General features: G+C 43.9%; 13 protein-coding genes, 4 tRNA genes and 1 other annotated feature. Of the genes, 12 read left to right on the top strand and 5 right to left on the bottom strand.

Annotated features, from left to right (window positions below; translation table 11 throughout):
• Positions 1–12: 12 nt before the first annotated feature.
• Positions 13–116 (bottom strand) — a sequence feature (Trp leader region).
• Complete coding sequence (locus KI742_RS14220; RefSeq protein WP_005376787.1) at positions 63–188, bottom strand: trp operon leader peptide; 126 nt, start codon at positions 186–188, stop codon at positions 63–65. Its footprint overlaps the feature before it by 54 nt.
• 95 nt (positions 189–283) lie before the next feature.
• On the opposite strand from KI742_RS14220, the gene KI742_RS14215 reads away from it, so the two are divergent.
• Together KI742_RS14215 and KI742_RS14210 are read left to right on the top strand one after the other, a co-directional pair.
• A complete protein-coding gene (locus tag KI742_RS14215; RefSeq protein ID WP_005386777.1) occupies positions 284–1,141 on the top strand; it encodes a PHP domain-containing protein in 858 nt (285 codons plus the stop codon).
• Positions 1,142–1,200: 59 nt separating this feature from the next.
• Positions 1,201–1,821 (top strand): L-threonylcarbamoyladenylate synthase, encoded by a 621-nt coding sequence (locus KI742_RS14210; RefSeq protein WP_005376791.1) that lies wholly within the window; start codon positions 1,201–1,203, stop codon positions 1,819–1,821.
• 93 nt (positions 1,822–1,914) lie between these two features.
• Here KI742_RS14210 and KI742_RS14205 read toward each other — a convergent pair whose 3' ends face one another.
• Positions 1,915–2,625 carry a calcium-binding protein gene (locus KI742_RS14205; RefSeq protein ID WP_005376796.1) on the bottom strand — a complete coding sequence of 237 codons (711 nt, stop codon included), beginning with the start codon at positions 2,623–2,625 and terminating at the stop codon, positions 1,915–1,917.
• Positions 2,626–3,190: 565 nt separating this feature from the next.
• On the opposite strand from KI742_RS14205, the gene rluB reads away from it, so the two are divergent.
• Positions 3,191–4,129 (top strand): 23S rRNA pseudouridine(2605) synthase RluB, encoded by a 939-nt coding sequence (rluB, locus tag KI742_RS14200; RefSeq protein ID WP_005376798.1) that lies wholly within the window; start codon positions 3,191–3,193, stop codon positions 4,127–4,129.
• A gap of 187 nt (positions 4,130–4,316) precedes the next feature.
• Here the strand turns inward: rluB and KI742_RS14195 are convergent, their stop codons facing one another.
• Positions 4,317–4,637 carry an HI1450 family dsDNA-mimic protein gene (locus KI742_RS14195; RefSeq protein ID WP_005376800.1) on the bottom strand — a complete coding sequence of 107 codons (321 nt, stop codon included), beginning with the start codon at positions 4,635–4,637 and terminating at the stop codon, positions 4,317–4,319.
• 2 nt (positions 4,638–4,639) lie between these two features.
• On the bottom strand, positions 4,640–5,206 hold the full coding sequence (yeiP, locus tag KI742_RS14190) for an elongation factor P-like protein YeiP (protein WP_005376801.1): 567 nt from the start codon (positions 5,204–5,206) through the stop codon (positions 4,640–4,642).
• A gap of 194 nt (positions 5,207–5,400) precedes the next feature.
• Here yeiP and KI742_RS14185 point away from each other — a divergent pair, with 194 nt between their 5' ends.
• Positions 5,401–6,168, top strand: coding sequence for a nucleotidyltransferase domain-containing protein (locus tag KI742_RS14185; RefSeq protein ID WP_285385627.1), 768 nt, complete (start codon positions 5,401–5,403; stop codon positions 6,166–6,168).
• Here the strand turns inward: KI742_RS14185 and KI742_RS14180 are convergent.
• A complete protein-coding gene (locus KI742_RS14180) occupies positions 6,165–8,528 on the bottom strand; it encodes a DNA polymerase II (RefSeq protein WP_285385629.1) in 2,364 nt (787 codons plus the stop codon). The two genes, KI742_RS14185 and KI742_RS14180, sit on opposite strands and share 4 nt — an antisense overlap.
• A 427-nt stretch (positions 8,529–8,955) precedes the next feature.
• Between KI742_RS14180 and uvrY the strand changes: the two genes are divergently transcribed.
• From uvrY to KI742_RS14140, 8 genes are all read left to right on the top strand, one after another.
• Entirely contained in the window at positions 8,956–9,600 is a 645-nt protein-coding gene (uvrY, locus tag KI742_RS14175) for a UvrY/SirA/GacA family response regulator transcription factor (protein ID WP_029855354.1), read from the top strand.
• Position 9,601: 1 nt separating this feature from the next.
• Positions 9,602–11,434, top strand: a complete 1,833-nt coding sequence (gene uvrC, locus KI742_RS14170) for an excinuclease ABC subunit UvrC (RefSeq protein WP_213970691.1) — start codon at positions 9,602–9,604, stop codon at positions 11,432–11,434.
• A gap of 46 nt (positions 11,435–11,480) precedes the next feature.
• Complete coding sequence (gene pgsA / locus KI742_RS14165; protein WP_005394805.1) at positions 11,481–12,038, top strand: CDP-diacylglycerol--glycerol-3-phosphate 3-phosphatidyltransferase; 558 nt, start codon at positions 11,481–11,483, stop codon at positions 12,036–12,038.
• Between the two features lie 462 nt (positions 12,039–12,500).
• Positions 12,501–12,574: transfer RNA gene (locus KI742_RS14160), tRNA-Cys, on the top strand.
• A gap of 36 nt (positions 12,575–12,610) precedes the next feature.
• A tRNA-Gly gene (locus KI742_RS14155) sits at positions 12,611–12,686 on the top strand.
• A gap of 78 nt (positions 12,687–12,764) precedes the next feature.
• Positions 12,765–12,851, top strand: a tRNA-Leu gene (locus KI742_RS14150).
• A gap of 13 nt (positions 12,852–12,864) precedes the next feature.
• Positions 12,865–12,940: transfer RNA gene (locus tag KI742_RS14145), tRNA-Gly, on the top strand.
• Between the two features lie 898 nt (positions 12,941–13,838).
• Positions 13,839–16,715 (top strand): pyridoxal phosphate-dependent class III aminotransferase, encoded by a 2,877-nt coding sequence (locus KI742_RS14140; RefSeq protein ID WP_053350827.1) that lies wholly within the window; start codon positions 13,839–13,841, stop codon positions 16,713–16,715.

Genomic DNA, 16,715 nt, shown 5'->3' with positions numbered 1-16,715 from the left:
ATGAGCAACAAAACAAAAAAGCCCGCTTAAGTAGCGGGCTTTACAACGTTTGGTTCTATAAACTAGAAGTATACGTTTGCCCACCAAGAACTAGTCCAAGTGCGCCACCAAGCAAGATCTGATGAGTTTGCCTTATTAAGACAAACCGCAACTTTCGCTTTTTGGTTTTGGTTAAATTCTTGTAACATGGTGAACCTTAAATTACGTACTTTGTATTTGTGTACTAGTTAACTAGTGCGAGAGTAAAAAGTCAACCCCAAAACGGCATTAAAACGATAAAAATATGAGAATTGATTTACATAGTCACACCACTGCATCGGACGGTCGGTTAGAACCTAAAGATTTAGTGGAAAGGGCGCTGAGTTTTGATATCGAGGTTTTGGCGATCACTGATCACGATACGGTTGACGGTTTGGCGTTAGCTAAGCAATACGTTCAAGATAATAATTTGCCGATAAAAATCATCAATGGCATTGAGATATCGACCGTCTGGCAAAACAAAGACATTCATATTGTCGGCCTGAATATTGATCCGGAAAATGAACAATTATCTGCCCTCATAGAACAGCAGAAGCAGCATCGCATAACACGATCTGAGTTAATTGCAGAGCGACTACAAAAAGCAACTCGAGTAGGTGTGCTTGAAGAGGTAAGGCAAATCGCCGGTGATGCTCCAGTGACAAGAGCGCATTTCGCGAAATGGTTGGTAGATAATGGTTACGCAAAAACCATGCAAATGGTGTTTAAAAAATACCTAACGCGTAATAACCCAGGTTATGTACCACCGAATTGGTGTTCGATGAAGGATGCGGTTGATGCTATCCATGCGGCTGGTGGAATGGCGGTATTAGCGCATCCTGGTAGATATAAGTTGACAGCGAAGTGGATTAAGCGTCTTCTAGCAGCGTTTGTCGAAGCGGGTGGTGATGCGATGGAAGTTGCACAGCCACAGCAAGCGCAACAAGAAAGGCGCAACTTGGCTGATTATGCTATACAATACAAACTATTAGCCTCTCAAGGCAGTGATTTTCACTACCCATCACCGTGGATGGAGCTAGGAAGGAACCTATGGTTGCCTGCTGGCGTCGAACCAGTTTGGAAAGATTGGGGAATAGATCCTTCGTTGAATAATACTCAGTAATACGAAGTCGAGAACCCATAAAAATATAGAGCCGAGAGGCTCGATAATGAGGAATTACAATGAGCCAGTTTTTTTACGTTCACCCAGAAAACCCACAGGCTCGCTTGATTAATCAAGCAGTAGCAATCATTCGTAACGGCGGCGTTGTGGTTTACCCTACTGATTCAGGGTACGCACTTGGCTGTCAGTTGGAGAACAAACAGGCACTGGAACGAATCTGTCAGATTCGTCGTCTGGATGATAAGCATAACTTTACTTTACTGTGTCGTGATTTGTCGGAGCTTTCTCTCTATGCGCGAGTGGATAACTCTGCATTCCGACTGCTGAAAAATAACACACCAGGTCCTTACACCTTCATCTTCAAAGGCACAAAAGAAGTGCCGCGTCGTTTGATGAATGCAAAACGTAAGACCATCGGTATCCGTGTTCCAGACAATCAAATTGCCTTGGACTTGTTGGAAGCATTAGGTGAGCCGATGATGTCTACGTCGTTGATTCTACCTGGCAGTGACGTAACAGAATCTGATCCAGAGGATATTCGCGATAAACTAGAACATGCGGTTGATGTGATTCTTAATGGCGGTTACTTAGGTGAACAACCTACGACTGTAATTGACTTTAGCGAAGGTGAACCTGTTGTGGTTCGTTTGGGATCTGGTGACCCTGCACCATTCGAATAGTAGACGCACACCACCGTCAAACAAAATAGGAGGCATCGCGCCTCCTATTTTAGTTGTCATATCGAATATCTCATTGAACTTAACTGATTGAGGTTAAGCGAAATCGAAAATGTCGATACCATTTTGTTCTGCATAGTTGATGTATGCAGAGCTCACACCGTTTAGTGTCACTTCAACATTGTATTCATCACTTGAGAATACTGCCCAGCCACATTCATTGTAAGATAAAGTCAGATCATCCGCTGAATCCAAGAACGTATCTCGAATGCCATCGTTATCAGTGTCTCGGCCCATATCAAAGACAAGTTTGTCATGGAAAATATTAAAATCGACAATGTCGGCTTTAACATCAATATCGTTGGAAGACACTGGCTGATCAGGTACACCAATAGCCAGGCGGTTTGTAAGCACGAAGGTGTCGTCTCCACAGCCACCGCTCAGTACCGATTCACCATCACCAACAACGAGCGTGTCGTTACCCCAGCCACCACTCAAGTAGTTGTTGCCTGAATAATCAAAAATTGTGTCGTCGCCACAGCCACCAAAGAGTTTGTCGTTTCCTAATCCGCCGGATAGGAAATCGTTTCCAAAGCCGCCAGAAACAAAGTCGTTACCTCGGCCACCAAGCAAGGTATCATCTCCCCAGCCACCGAAGACAATATCATTACCTCCGTATCCTACAAACTTATCATCACCACAGAAGCCGAAGAAAATATCGGTTGTTTCAGAGCCTTTTGTGCCTGTCATATCGTCATCTTGAGATGTCCCAAAAATCCAATTTAGGTCGAGATTTAGCATAGACATTGTTCTATTCCTTTTTGTCTGATTTATGCCAATCGCCAAGAGTGCAGAGCGAACCTAGAGAGTCAGAGTACACGATAGCATTAGTGTTATTTTTGATGTGAACTAATGACTTAAAGACAATTTTTGTCTTGTTACCCACGACCTTGTTTTGCTATGAGCGCTCATTGTCTGCGGTGATTGGTATTACTTAGCAGCAAACAGGGACGGCTTATTCTTCGTTGCTTTCTAGCAATACGAACAGTAAACACACCCCAAGTGGTTATTGTTGTAACCCTGACAATTTTATCAGGTACAGCGTGGTTAAAGTGGTTCAGGAAGACCGATATTAGTGGGATTCTCGTTAAGCAATGCCTGCATTAAGTAGTAAAAAAGTTGCAGAATAGGACAAATATTTCGGTCATTTTTGAAGTGAATTTTGGTGTGGAGAATGGCGCCGATTTAGCTTACATTAACTAAGAAAGTTACGTATAATGTCCGACCGAAAAATCCCACTGAAATGGGTAAATAGCAAAATGCAGACCAATCCTGGTCTAGACGTCTGTGAAGACGACACATAGGTAGATAAATGAGCGAAAAGTTACAAAAAGTATTAGCACGTGCTGGTCACGGTTCTCGTCGTGAGATTGAATCGTTAATTAAATCTGGTCGCGTTAGCGTGAACGGTGTAGTCGCTAAGCTTGGTGAAAGACTTGAAGACGAGAGCAGCGTAGTTCGTATCGATGGTCACATTGTCTCTGCAAAGATTCAAGAAGAAGTGATTTGTCGTGTACTTGCGTACTACAAACCTGAGGGTGAACTGTGTACTCGTCACGATCCAGAAGGTCGTCGTACTGTTTTTGATCGTCTGCCAAAAATTCGTGGCTCTCGTTGGATTTCAGTTGGTCGTCTGGATGCGAACACTTCTGGTCTTCTACTTTTCACAACGGATGGTGAACTGGCGAACCGCTTAATGCACCCAAGCCGCCAAGTTGAACGTGAATACCTAGTACGTGTGTTCGGTGAAGTAACTGAACAGAAAGTTCGTAATCTAGTGAAAGGTGTTGAACTGGAAGACGGTTTAGCTCGCTTTGAAGATGTTGTTTACGCGGGTGGTGAAGGCATGAACCACACGTTTTACGTTGTTATCAACGAAGGTCGTAACCGCGAAGTTCGTCGACTATGGGAATCGCAAGAGTGTACCGTTAGCCGTCTGAAACGTGTTCGTTACGGCGACATCTTCTTAGACAAGAAACTGCCTCGTGGCGGTTGGATGGAGCTTGACCTGAAAGAAGTAAACTACTTGCGTGAGCTTGTAGAGCTTCGTCCAGAGAAAGAAACCATGCTTGATCTGAACAAAGACAACACGTCACGCAAACGTGAGCGTGCACGCAGCCAAAAAATTCGTCGCGCAGTTAAGCGCCATGAAGAGCGTGTTAACACGCCAAAAGGTCGCAGCAACAACCCTTCTCGTCGTAAGCCGAAGAAGACTGCTGGTGACCAAGGCGCACGCAACAAGCATCGTTAATCGATAGCAAAACATCAGAAAGGCTTGCCAATTGGGCAAGCCTTTTTCTTATCTGTTACATAACAAAAGGATCTAAAGCCTATATAGAGCAGGGTGCTTTGTATAAACAAATATCTCAGCTAGACGAAAACAACAGATAAAAAAATACCAGCACTAGGCTGGTATCTTTGTTCATGATGAAGAAACGTTAATCGCGTTTCCAAAGCATATGGCAGAACTTATGTTCAGGGTCTCGGCTGATTAGCATACGAGCAAATACGTCATCAAGAACGTCATTTTCCTCATTTACTAGGCCGATACGAACCTCTGCATATACTTCTTTGTCGATCTCGAAGCCAACATGTTCAACCCAGTCATCACCAGTTTCAACAAGTTCTGCGGCACCACGATCTTCAAATTGCGCAGTAAACAGAATCACGTCAGCAGGCTCTAGGTTATCTGGAGCCATCTCAAGGAAAATGTCGTACGCTGCGTCGATGACGTCGTCGTAAGAAATCAAATCAGACATGCTTATGCTCGGCTCATGTATTTACGTTCAGCTGTGTTAATGATAACTCGGTCACCAGTTGCAATGTACTCAGGAACCTGGATGACAAGACCTGAAGCGAAGCGTGCTGGTTTAGTACGAGCAGATGCCGAAGCACCTTTGATTGAAGGGTCAGTTTCTTCAATCACTAGCTCAACAGAAGATGGTAGTTCAATACCCACTGCAGCACCGTTAACAAGGATAATGTGGATACCTTGTGTATCTTCGTTGATGAACAGCATGTCGTCTTCAACTTCATTGTGCTTGAATGTGTATTGTGAGTAGTCTTCGTTATCCATGAAGATGTGCTCATCGCCGTCAGCGTATGAGTACACAACTGCACGTTTGTTCATTTCTACCGTTTCAACAACGTCATCAGACTTGTAACGCTCATCTACACGTGCGCCCGTGTTTAGATCTGTACAACGCATTTTGTAGATTTTAGCGCCGCCACGACCGCCAGGAGTCGTTACTTCGATGTCTTTAACGAGAAGAGTTTTACCATTAGACTCGATTGCGAAGCCTTTTTTGATTTCACTTGCCTTTGGCATTGTATATTCCTATTCATACTTATTAAGCAAAACTCGGTGATTATAGCGCTAAGTTAGCCGCCTAGCATTAAAATTCATTGCAGAAATTTGTTGTTACTCCCATGACTAAACACCTGAATGGACTTGATTCAGTGAGTCGGCTAAGAGAACATATAGTCCAACTTCTTGAACCATCTGAGAACACGTTTTAAGTCATGTCTCTGCCTGTTATCGATCCTAAACAACCATTTCAACCAGAGTTTGCGCCTTTAATTAGGGAAGTCACCGCTTGTCTCAAAGGTGGACTGGGGCAAAACTTACACAGCGTTTATGTATACGGTAGTGTTGCTCGTAAAACAGCGATCGCAGGAAGGTCGAACTTAGACCTGGTTGTCGTTACTCAATCATCCTTTGAGCACAATCGCGCGACTTTGCTCAACACAATTAAGTGGCGTGCGCAGCAGAGTTACCCTCACGTTAATGGTGTATCGGTCCGTACAGCCTTAGTGAGCGAAGTAGCTAATTTAGATAGTATTTTCACTTGGGGCTTTATGCTTAAGCATTGCTGTGTCTGTGTTTATGGTGATGATCTAGCAGACTGTTTTGGTGATTACGTCCCAAGTTGGGAAATTGCTAAGCACTGGAATATGGATGTGGAAGATTGGATTACGGCTTATCGCAAAAAAATCGTACAAGCGAAGACGATAGAAGAGCAGGTGGCCGCCCAGCGCGTGATTGCTAAAAAGTTACTAAGAGCGTCATACTCTTTGGTGATGTATCGAGATAAACGTTGGTTTGATGACCCTATACAATGTGGCAAGGTATTCTTAACTTATCATCCTGAAAAGCAGCTTGAGATCGAGCGGCTAGAAATTTTACTTTCTGGCCGGGGGATTCCCAAGCGTTCTGTTATCGGGTTAATTGATGCGTTTGGTGATTGGTTAGTCAAACAGTACCAGAAAACAGAGTTTCGTATCGGCTAAAACAACCCCATTTGTGGCGCTGAAAGCCTGTCAAAGTCCGTCCCAATGAAAGGGAGAATCGCATCCGCAACAGGTTTGAGTTGTTTATCAATGTAATGTTGATAATCAATAGGGCTATTGAGGTACTCATAAGGTTCAGGGCCGTTCACGGTAATAATGTATTCAATTCGCCCTTTGTTTTGATACTGTAATGGGCGGCCAAGCTTGGCATTTATCTCATCCGCTAAACGAGCTGCACGCACTTGTGGCGGGACGTTCTTCTGATACTCATGCAGTTTTCTGCGCAGTCGCTTTTGATACACCAACTGTTCATCAAATTCACCGTTGTTAGTTTTCTCAACCATCTCTCGGACATAGTCGCTTGGATCTTCACCATGGAAAATCATGCTATAGAGTGTATTTTGAAATTTCTGTGCTAACGAGGTCCAGTCAGTACGGGCACTTTCTAACCCTTTAAATACAATCCGTTCTTGCTCTCCTTCACCGATTAAACCCGCATAGCGCTTTTTCGAGCCAGTTTCTGCGCCACGAATCGTTGGCATAAGGAATCTGCGATAATGGGTTTCATACTCGATTTCCAACATAGATGTTAGGTTGTACTCAGAACGCAGGTGTTCTTGCCACCAAGAGTTGATGTAATCAACTAATTGATTTCCAACAGCGTCAGCTTCTACTTGACTGTATGGTCGATTCAACGACACGAATGTGGAATCCGTATCGCCGTAAATCACTTGATATCCTTGCTCCTCAATCAGCACCTTAGTTTGCTTCATGATTTCATGTCCGCGCATGGTAATACTAGAAGCTAACCGAGTATCAAAGAAACGACATCCCGATGAGCCCAGTACGCCATAAAAGGAGTTCATGATGATTTTGATTGCCTGAGAAAAAGCTTTTTCATTGTTCTTCTTTGCAACATCACGTGCTGCCCAAAGCTTTTCAATCATTTCTGGTAAAAAGTGTTTCGTACGATGGAACTGCCCACCGCGAAAGCCAGGTACAGCCTGATTTTCTTCTTTTCCAATATCGAGCAATAACCCCTCAACTAAACCCATAGGATCAATCAAGAAAGAGCGAATAATCGATGGATATAGACTCTTAAAATCCAATACTAAAACAGAATCATATAGGTTAGGGATGGAGTCCATCACGTAACCGCCGGGGCTCGCAATCCAATTTTCAGGGTGTAGGTTTGGGGCAACGTAGCCTGCTCGGTGTATCTGAGGCATGTATAGGTTTGTGAATGCTGCAACCGAACCGCCGACACGATCCAGTTCGACACCAGTGAGACGAGAGCGCTCTATTGCAAAGTCGAGCAGGTGAGTGTGATTGAAAATCTTATTCACTAACACGCAGTCTTGTAAATTATATTTAGCCAGCGATGGTTTGTCGGAGCGGTACATACGATTGATCTCATCCATGCGGTCATGAACGTTGTGGATTTCTTTCCCTTCCCCTAAGAGTTCTTGAGATACAGACTCTAATGACCAAGATCGAAAGTGATAAGTCGCCGTTTTTAACGTATCGATACCGTCCATTACAACTCGCCCTGGAATGGAAATAAACCCTTGTTGGCTTTGAGATGAACTTCTGAAAAAGCTGGCTTGGTCTGCTCTACCAAGCATTAGCTTCATGTTGTGCCATTCTGCTCGTTTGTGTAGCAGACGAAAGTCAAAATCAATGACGTTCCAACCGACAATGACATCGGGGTCGAATTGTTTAAACCAAACGATGAGTGCTTCTAGAAGCGCTTTTTCATCCTTAACCCATTGTATCGGTGTCTCCGAAGGTTCTGGTTCTCCGATCATGATAACGCGGGAATCCATGACGCTGTTTAATCCGATTGAGTAAAGAATGCCTTTCTCAGAGCATTCTAGATCTAACGAGACAACGTTTAACTTCGGCTCATATTGCCCCGCACGGCATTTTGCGCTTTGGACGCGTTGGTAGCCATTGGTGCGAGTCACATTGCCTGTAAACTCGATACTGCCTTTGATAAAACGCTCCATTAGGTAGCGATCGGCGAGGCGAATATCACTTTCATACGTAGTGATATCTTTTTGAGCGAATGTGTCTTTGAGTGCGAGAGCGTCTCTGGTTACATTGGTATAGCAGGCAGCAAGAGGCGTATGTTCAAACGTTTTGAGATCCAAAAGGCGGATGTCGACGAATATGTTTTTTTCTCGTGCGAGTGTCTTTGCTTGTTCTGAGTGTTTCTGAGCGATGAAAAATACTGGCTTCTCACCATTAATAAGTAACTGAGTAGGACCTGCTTCTGTCGAAAGCCACAGCTCGATTTGAGTTTGACCTTTGATGTCTCGTGCCTGTCGAGTTAGCAGGAAGCCTTGTTGAATATTCAAATGTGAGAAACCTTAGAAAACTTGAAGAACGTTAGTTTAACACTAAGAACTGTAAAAATAACCAGTAAAGAAAGCGTCTCAAATTTTTGCTGGAATTAGTGATTACAAGTTAGTCTTTGGTGCAAGAGGGACAGTGTCATTTTAAGTTATAGCGTGTTTCTCTGGGCAATATGAAACCTAGTTACTTGATTTATTGTACTTAATGTTGTTAATTGTCTTTTCTTAGATTTCGGTTCTGCTCATCACGCTCTAAAATAATAGAGTGGTTTATGAATAAGTTCTTGCTAAAGTTTGCGTTTCAGCACATATTCATAGAAAGCAATTTTTTGTCGATTACGTTAGTATATAGGCAGTCATACTGATATCCACATTTAACAAATAATGGTTATGTGGGTGCAGAACCAATACAAAGTGTGGAGATACAAGTTTGATAAATGTTTTCCTTGTAGATGATCACGAGCTGGTTCGCACAGGGATACGACGTATTATTGAAGACGTCCGTGGAATGAACGTAGCAGGAGAAGCTGACAGCGGTGAAGATGCAGTAAAATGGTGTCGCAGTAATCATGCTGACGTCGTTTTAATGGACATGAACATGCCAGGAATTGGTGGCTTGGAAGCCACTAAAAAAATTCTTCGCGTGAATCCTGATGTGAAAATCATCGTACTTACCGTTCATACAGAAAACCCGTTTCCAACCAAGGTGATGCAGGCAGGTGCGTCTGGTTATTTAACCAAAGGTGCTGGCCCTGACGAAATGGTGAATGCGATTCGTGTAGTTAATAGTGGTCAGCGTTACATCTCACCAGAGATTGCGCAGCGGATGGCATTGAGTCAATTTTCTCCAGCCTCTGAGAACCCTTTTAAAGACTTATCCGAACGTGAATTGCAGATCATGCTTATGATCACCAAAGGCCAAAAGGTAACGGATATTTCTGAGCAACTTAATTTAAGTCCAAAGACAGTCAACAGCTATCGCTACCGACTCTTTAGTAAATTGGACATTAATGGTGACGTTGAGTTAACTCACTTAGCGATTCGCCACGGAATGCTGGACACCGAGACCCTTTAGCGTGAATCCTCCTTTCGATTCGGCTTCCTTTCTCAAGACAGTAACTCATCAGCCCGGCGTTTACAGAATGTACAACGCCGAAGCTGTTGTAATCTACGTAGGTAAAGCCAAAGACCTTAAAAAGCGCCTTTCAAGCTACTTTCGAAAAAAAGTAGACAGTGAGAAAACTCGCGCGCTTGTCAGTAATATCGCCAAAATAGACGTCACGGTGACTCACACTGAGACAGAAGCGCTGATCCTAGAGCATAACTACATCAAGCAGTATTTGCCGAAATACAATGTGTTGCTGCGAGATGATAAGTCTTACCCTTATATCTTTATTAGCGGTCATAAGCACCCACGGCTTTCTATCCACCGTGGCGCCAAGAAGCGCAAAGGTGAATATTTTGGCCCCTACCCAGATTCTGGTGCAGTAAGAGAAACATTGCATTTGCTGCAAAAGATATTTCCTGTGCGCCAGTGTGAAGACACTGTCTATTCCAACCGAACGCGCCCATGTTTGATGTACCAAATTGGTCGTTGTGCAGGACCATGCGTTAATACCATCATTTCTGATGAAGAATATGCAGAGTTGGTTGGCTTTGTGCGCATGTTTTTGCAAGGCAAAGATCAGCAAGTACTCAAACAGTTGATTGAGAAAATGGAAGATGCCAGTCAGCAGTTGCGCTTTGAAGATGCCGCTAAATTTCGCGATCAAATCCAAGCGATTAGACGTGTTCAAGAGCAGCAGTACGTCTCAGAAGACAGCATGGATGATATGGATGTACTCGGGTTTGCTCAGGAGAATGGTATCGCGTGTATCCATATCCTGATGATACGCCAAGGTAAATTGCTTGGTAGCCGTAGCCATTTTCCGAAAATCCCACAAAATACAAGCCAGCAGGAAGTGTTCGATAGTTTTCTGACTCAATACTATTTGAGCCATAACGAAGCACGTACAATTCCTTCTCGTATTATTTTGAATCAAGAGTTGGCAGAAGATATTGCGCCAATACAGAAAGCGTTAAGTGAAGTGGCAGGCCGTAAGGTTCATTTTCATACGTCGCCAACTGGCTCCCGAGCAAGGTATCTCAAGCTTTCGAACACGAATGCACTAACGGCGATTACCACCAAAATCAATCACAAGATGACGATTAATCAGCGTTTTCATGCGCTTCGCGAAACATTGGAGTTGGAGTCTATAGCTCGAATGGAGTGTTTTGATATCTCCCATACTATGGGGGAAAGTACGATTGCATCTTGTGTGGTGTTCAACAGTGAAGGGCCCGTTAAACAGGAATACCGTCGTTACAATATCACAGGCATTACGGGTGGCGATGACTACGCAGCGATGGGACAGGCATTAGAGCGCCGTTATTCGAAGCAATTGGACGTAGAGAAAATTCCCGACATCATCTTTATCGATGGCGGTAAAGGTCAGTTAAATCGTGCGCATGACATCATTTCGCAGTACTGGGGGGATTGGCCAAAGCGTCCTATCATGATTGGTATTGCAAAAGGCGTTACTCGCAAACCAGGTTTAGAAACGCTGATTACAGTCGATGGGGACGAGTTTCATTTACCAAGCGATGCTCCTGCGCTGCATCTTATTCAACATATTCGTGATGAAAGCCATAACCATGCTATAGCGGGGCACCGTGCTAAGCGAGGTAAAACCAGACGTACGAGTGCACTCGAAGGGATTGAGGGAATCGGCCCTAAACGACGTCAGGCGTTACTCAAGTACATGGGTGGGTTACAAGAACTTAAACGTGCAAGTGTCGAAGAAATCGCCAAAGTACCGGGAATAAGTCACTCTTTAGCAGAAATTATTTTCCAAGCATTGAAACAATAAGGAAAATCGCGCAACATTAAGCCGCAATGTGTAAGAGAATAATAAAATGCGTTTGAATATCCCGAACATTCTGTCTCTTCTTAGACTGTTCCTAATCCCTGTTTTTGTGGTTGTCTTTTATCTACCTTATTCATGGGCACCGTTTGCAGCAGCAATGGTGTTTTGGGTAGCGGGTTTTACTGACTGGCTTGACGGCATGTTGGCCCGTAAACTTGGCCAAACTTCTCGTTTTGGCGCGTTTATTGATCCTGTCGCTGATAAAGTGCTAGTGGCAACGGCATTGATTCTAATCACGGAACATTATCATTCAATTTGGGTGACCATTCCTGCGGTAACGATGATTGCGCGAGAAATCATTATCTCAGCATTGCGAGAATGGATGGCTGAAATCGGTAAGCGAGCGAGTGTTGCGGTATCTTGGGTTGGCAAAGTAAAAACTGTCTCGCAAATGTTCGCCTTATGGGTGTTGATATGGCGTTACGATGAATGGATGGTTTGGCTAGGCTTTGCGGCCTTGTATGTGGCAACTTTCTTGACATATTGGTCAATGATTCAATATTTAGCTGCTGCGAAAGACGATCTGTTGAATGAAGAGCACCATTAAATTCTGATGTTAGAAAGCAGGCTTAGTAGCCTGCTTTTTTGTATCTAAGGCAATCTACAGCATTTTTTGCTTCTCTCGCTTTTCAATGCTTGTTAACGGCCATGCTTGCAATTTGTATCTGGGGCTTTTGCTTCGATAGAGTTCCATTTGTGATCTAAGTCTTGTTTTTGTCCTTGGAGAGTCTTAGAGAGGCGAGTCTTCTGATTATTAATACTTCAATGCACGCAACGCACTGCCAGCAGTGTAAGGCGTAGCCAAAGTTTTATGATAAACAAGTGTATTTAAGCGATTTTTAGTATTAAAACTAAGCAATCCATCGTCTTTCGCACAAATTCTAGTCAAACGATTTAAAAAAATAAAAATAGTGTTGACTCGATCGCTCGAATCCGTAGAATGCATCCCGTACCCAAGAGAGCACGGCTCGAAAGGGTGATGAAAAAGCTTAGCTTTATTCACAAATGAGGCGCCTTGGCAGAGTGGCTATGCAGCGGATTGCAAATCCGTGGACCTCGGTTCGACTCCGGGAGGCGCCTCCATTATTCTTTTGAGAGCGAATGGCTTTCGAGAAAAATGCGACACTAGCTCAGTTGGTAGAGCGCAACCTTGCCAAGGTTGAGGTCACGAGTTCGAACCTCGTGTGTCGCTCCAAATTTTATTGATATGGCATTTAGCGGTATCAGATGGTGTTTTACTTTTCTGTAAAGGCATCACAAAGAATATTTGTGTGCCCTGGTGGTGGAATTGGTAGACACAAGGGATTTAAAATCCCTCGACGTTCGCGTTGTGCCGGTTCAAGTCCGGCCCGGGGCACCATCTCATATTAAATGCGACACTAGCTCAGTTGGTAGAGCGCAACCTTGCCAAGGTTGAGGTCACGAGTTCGAACCTCGTGTGTCGCTCCAGATTTAAGGCCTAACATGAAAATGTTAGGCCTTTTTCGTATTTTTTTGAAAATCTCAAACTTCTTTTCTGTCACAGACTTCGTTAAGTAGCGAACCCTTTGTCTCATTGACTCAAGTGATTGTTAATTCTGCCATTGCAAAACATCTTAGCTATTCCTACTAGTCTATGTTTAAACCATTACTTGTGGTGAATAACCACTCTTACTCCAGGCAAAGCTGTGACGAGAATGCTATCTTTTTAAATGTTCCGGATATAGAAAGGAATGTTTTACGATTAAGCAGCACAACCTTAAACCTCTGTTGGATGAGGTGATGATATCTCAAGAATATTTGTTTAAATAACAGCTGTTTGAGAGAAGCAGAAAAGCATAGCTCATGAATATGAACATGCGAGTTACGATGGGGTATGTTTTGTTGTGATTTACATCACTGTTACTAATATGAAAAATCGTTGCCAGAAGATTTTATTTTGTGATAAATTCGCGCGCAATCTCGGAGCGTAATTAACAACGTTTGATCTCTGGGGGATACGCGTAGTGACCATTCAAGCTGATTGTGACACTGCGTAGGGTAGGTATCGGCAAAGCCTTTTGTCGATAGACGGGATACTAATGCTGTAAACGCGGCATATTAATGGGAAACCCAACATTGAAACCTTTGAATAAACACACACTAATCAGCTTCATACTGCCGAAATGTCCTGTTTTACAAAACGGGTGCATTACAGAACCTTGATTAATCCCTTTTACATATAAAGCCGCGAGTATCGTGGCGGATGATCTGTATTTGTCATTTATGCACTGACAAATGCGGAGGGGTATTTACACCTCCTGTAATTTCATTCTAATGATTATTAATACAGGATACAGAATTATTATAATTCAAGGGATTATGTAGTATGAGCACTGCCTTTGAAGTCGATAGCAATATCGCAAACATTTTTTCGTCTCAGGTTCCTATCGTTGAGGGAACGTATGACTTAACGCCAGATCAAGTATTGATTGATCAGGCTGAGCATGAATCTGAAGTACGTTCTTATCCACGTCGTTTGCCGATCGCAATTAAACAAGCCTTTGGGTGCTTGGTTGAAGATACGCGTGGACAGATCTTTCTAGACTGCCTTGCGGGGGCAGGCACTCTAGCTTTGGGGTATAACCATCCTGAAATAAACCAAGCTCTGAAAGAGCAATTAGATTCAGGACTGCCATATCAGACGCTAGATATTGCAACATCAGCAAAAACGACGTTTATTCAATCTGTTAAGTCTTTTCTTCCTCAAGAGTTAAGCGAGAACAGCGTTATCCAATTTTGTGGCCCGTCTGGAGCTGATGCGGTTGAAGCTGCTATCAAGCTCGCGAAACAGACTACCGGTCGCAACACTATGTTTGCCTTCCGTGGCGCATACCATGGTATGACTAATGGTACGATGGGGATGATGGGTAACTTAGGCACGAAAGCTCGTCGAACTGGTTTGATGTCGGATGTGCACTTTATGCCTTTCCCATACAACCTGCGTTGTCCTTTTGGGCTTGGCGGTGATGAAGGTGCTAAAGCAAGTATCCGCTATATCGATCGTCTTTTAAACGATGATGAGTCAGGCATTATGAAGCCTGCCGCGATTATCGTGGAGCCAGTGCAAGGTGAGGGTGGTGTTGTTCCTGCGCCAGCATTCTGGCTACGAGAGTTACGTCGTATTTGTGATGAACACGGTATCTTACTGATCTTCGATGAGATCCAGTGTGGTGTTGGTAAAACTGGCTACAATTTCGCGTTCGAAGAGTCGGGCATTGTTCCAGATATTCTGTGTTTATCAAAAGCAATTGGTGGTGGTTTACCAATGTCGCTATTGGTTATCAACAAGCAACATGATACATGGAAGCCGGGCGAGCACACAGGTACATTTCGTGGTAACCAGCTAGCTATGGTCTCTGGTGCGAAAGCATTAGAAATTATCCAGCGTGATAACCTTGTTGAGCATGCCAATGTTGCGGGTCAGTACCTGCGCTACGGCCTTGAAAGTATTCAAAAGCGTGTGAATTGTATCGCAGAGGTTCGTGGCAAAGGTTTGATGCTAGGCGTGGAGATTAAAACTCCAAACGGTGAGCTCAATAAATTTGGTGAACCTCAAGCGGATAGTGAACTCACACTTTCTATTCAACGCGCAGCACTCGAGCGTGGCTTGATCGTTGAGAAAGGTGGACGCGAAGGCGCAGTAATTCGTTTCCTTCCTCCTCTTATCATCTCGTTTGAGCAAATCGACTTTGCTTTACGTGTATTTGAAGACGCGATTTTAGCCGCTGGCGGTAGTCACATCGAAACTCAGCCACAAGATGAATGGAAGAAGCATTTCATCCACACTGGAGAGATGGGCAGCAATGAATTTGCTTCGGTGATGAATCACACTACTACGGCAATGAAGTCAGTGTTTGAACAAGTGACTGCACCGTATTCAGGTATGGATCCAAAAGCATTGGAAGCAGCGATTCACGACGTTGATCTTGATAATGGAAATGCGCCTCTTAAATCCGTTATCGACGATGCTGCTGATCTGGTCGCGAAAAACGCAATTTTTACTCAACATCCAGATTGTATTGCTCACCTGCATACTCCACCGTTGATGCCAGCGATTGCGGCAGAGGCAATGATTGCGGCTTTGAACCAGTCGATGGACTCATGGGATCAAGCTTCATCAGCGACTTATGTTGAACAGAAAGTTGTGAACTGGCTATGCGATAAATATGAGTTAGGTGAAAAAGCGGACGGTATCTTCACGAGCGGCGGCACGCAAAGTAACCAAATGGGTTTGATGCTTGCGCGAGATTGGATTGCTGACAAACTCAGTGCACACTCAATTCAAAAGCTTGGCCTTCCTGAATACGCAGACAAGCTACGTATTGTATGTTCGAAAAAATCCCACTTCACGGTTCAAAAATCAGCGTCTTGGATGGGATTGGGTGAAAAAGCGGTCATGACCGTCGATGCTAATGCCGATGGAACGATGGATGTCACTAAGTTAGACGAAGTTCTCAATCAGGCCAAAGCAGAAGGTTTGATCCCATTTGCCATTGTTGGCACCGCGGGTACAACGGATCACGGTGCTATTGATGACTTAGACTTTATCGCCGATATCGCAGCGAAACATGACATGTGGATGCACGTCGACGGTGCATACGGTGGAGCTCTGATTCTAAGTAGCCAAAAAGCGCGTCTGAAAGGTTGTGAGCGTGCACATTCCATCAGCGTAGACTTCCATAAGCTGTTTTACCAAACCATCAGTTGTGGTGCGCTATTGGTAAATGACAAGTCTAACTTTAAATTCCTGCTTCACCATGCAGACTATTTGAACCGCGAACACGACGAACTACCGAACTTGGTGGATAAGTCTATTGCGACAACTAAGCGTTTTGATGCGCTCAAAGTGTTTATGACGATGCAAAGCGTAGGGCCAAAAGCCCTAGGCGATATGTATGATCATTTGCTTGAACAGACGCTTGAAGTGGCGGACATGATTCGAGATAACAAACACTTTGAGTTGTTGGCTGAACCATCACTATCTACGGTTCTGTTCCGCGCGACACATGAATCAGCGGATCTTGATGAACTGAACAAAACGTTGCGCTTAGAAGCGTTAACACGCGGTATCGCGGTATTGGGTGAAACCATTGTCGACGATAAAACTGCATTGAAATTTACGATTTTGAACCCGTGTCTGACGACGGCGGACTTTGAATCTTTGCTCTCAAAAATCAATACGCTAGCGGCAGAGCTAGTTTAA

It is taken from the genome of Vibrio sp. D417a (genome assembly GCF_030248595.1).
In the GTDB taxonomy this organism is placed as follows: Bacteria; Pseudomonadota; Gammaproteobacteria; order Enterobacterales; family Vibrionaceae; genus Vibrio; species Vibrio alginolyticus.
This window is presented reverse-complemented; position numbering and strand designations above follow the sequence as displayed.

Excerpts from the sequence above, each read along its gene's own strand:
- KI742_RS14220 (WP_005376787.1), bottom strand. The coding sequence starts at position 188 with ATGTTACAAGAATTTAACCAAAACCAAAAAGCGAAAGTTGCGGTTTGT.
- KI742_RS14215 (WP_005386777.1), top strand. The coding sequence starts at position 284 with ATGAGAATTGATTTACATAGTCACACCACTGCATCGGACGGTCGGTTA.
- KI742_RS14210 (WP_005376791.1), top strand. The coding sequence starts at position 1,201 with ATGAGCCAGTTTTTTTACGTTCACCCAGAAAACCCACAGGCTCGCTTG.
- KI742_RS14205 (WP_005376796.1), bottom strand. The coding sequence starts at position 2,625 with ATGTCTATGCTAAATCTCGACCTAAATTGGATTTTTGGGACATCTCAA.
- rluB (WP_005376798.1), top strand. The coding sequence starts at position 3,191 with ATGAGCGAAAAGTTACAAAAAGTATTAGCACGTGCTGGTCACGGTTCT.
- KI742_RS14195 (WP_005376800.1), bottom strand. The coding sequence starts at position 4,637 with ATGTCTGATTTGATTTCTTACGACGACGTCATCGACGCAGCGTACGAC.
- yeiP (WP_005376801.1), bottom strand. The coding sequence starts at position 5,206 with ATGCCAAAGGCAAGTGAAATCAAAAAAGGCTTCGCAATCGAGTCTAAT.
- KI742_RS14185 (WP_285385627.1), top strand. The coding sequence starts at position 5,401 with ATGTCTCTGCCTGTTATCGATCCTAAACAACCATTTCAACCAGAGTTT.
- pgsA (WP_005394805.1), top strand. The coding sequence starts at position 11,481 with ATGCGTTTGAATATCCCGAACATTCTGTCTCTTCTTAGACTGTTCCTA.
- KI742_RS14140 (WP_053350827.1), top strand. The coding sequence starts at position 13,839 with ATGAGCACTGCCTTTGAAGTCGATAGCAATATCGCAAACATTTTTTCG.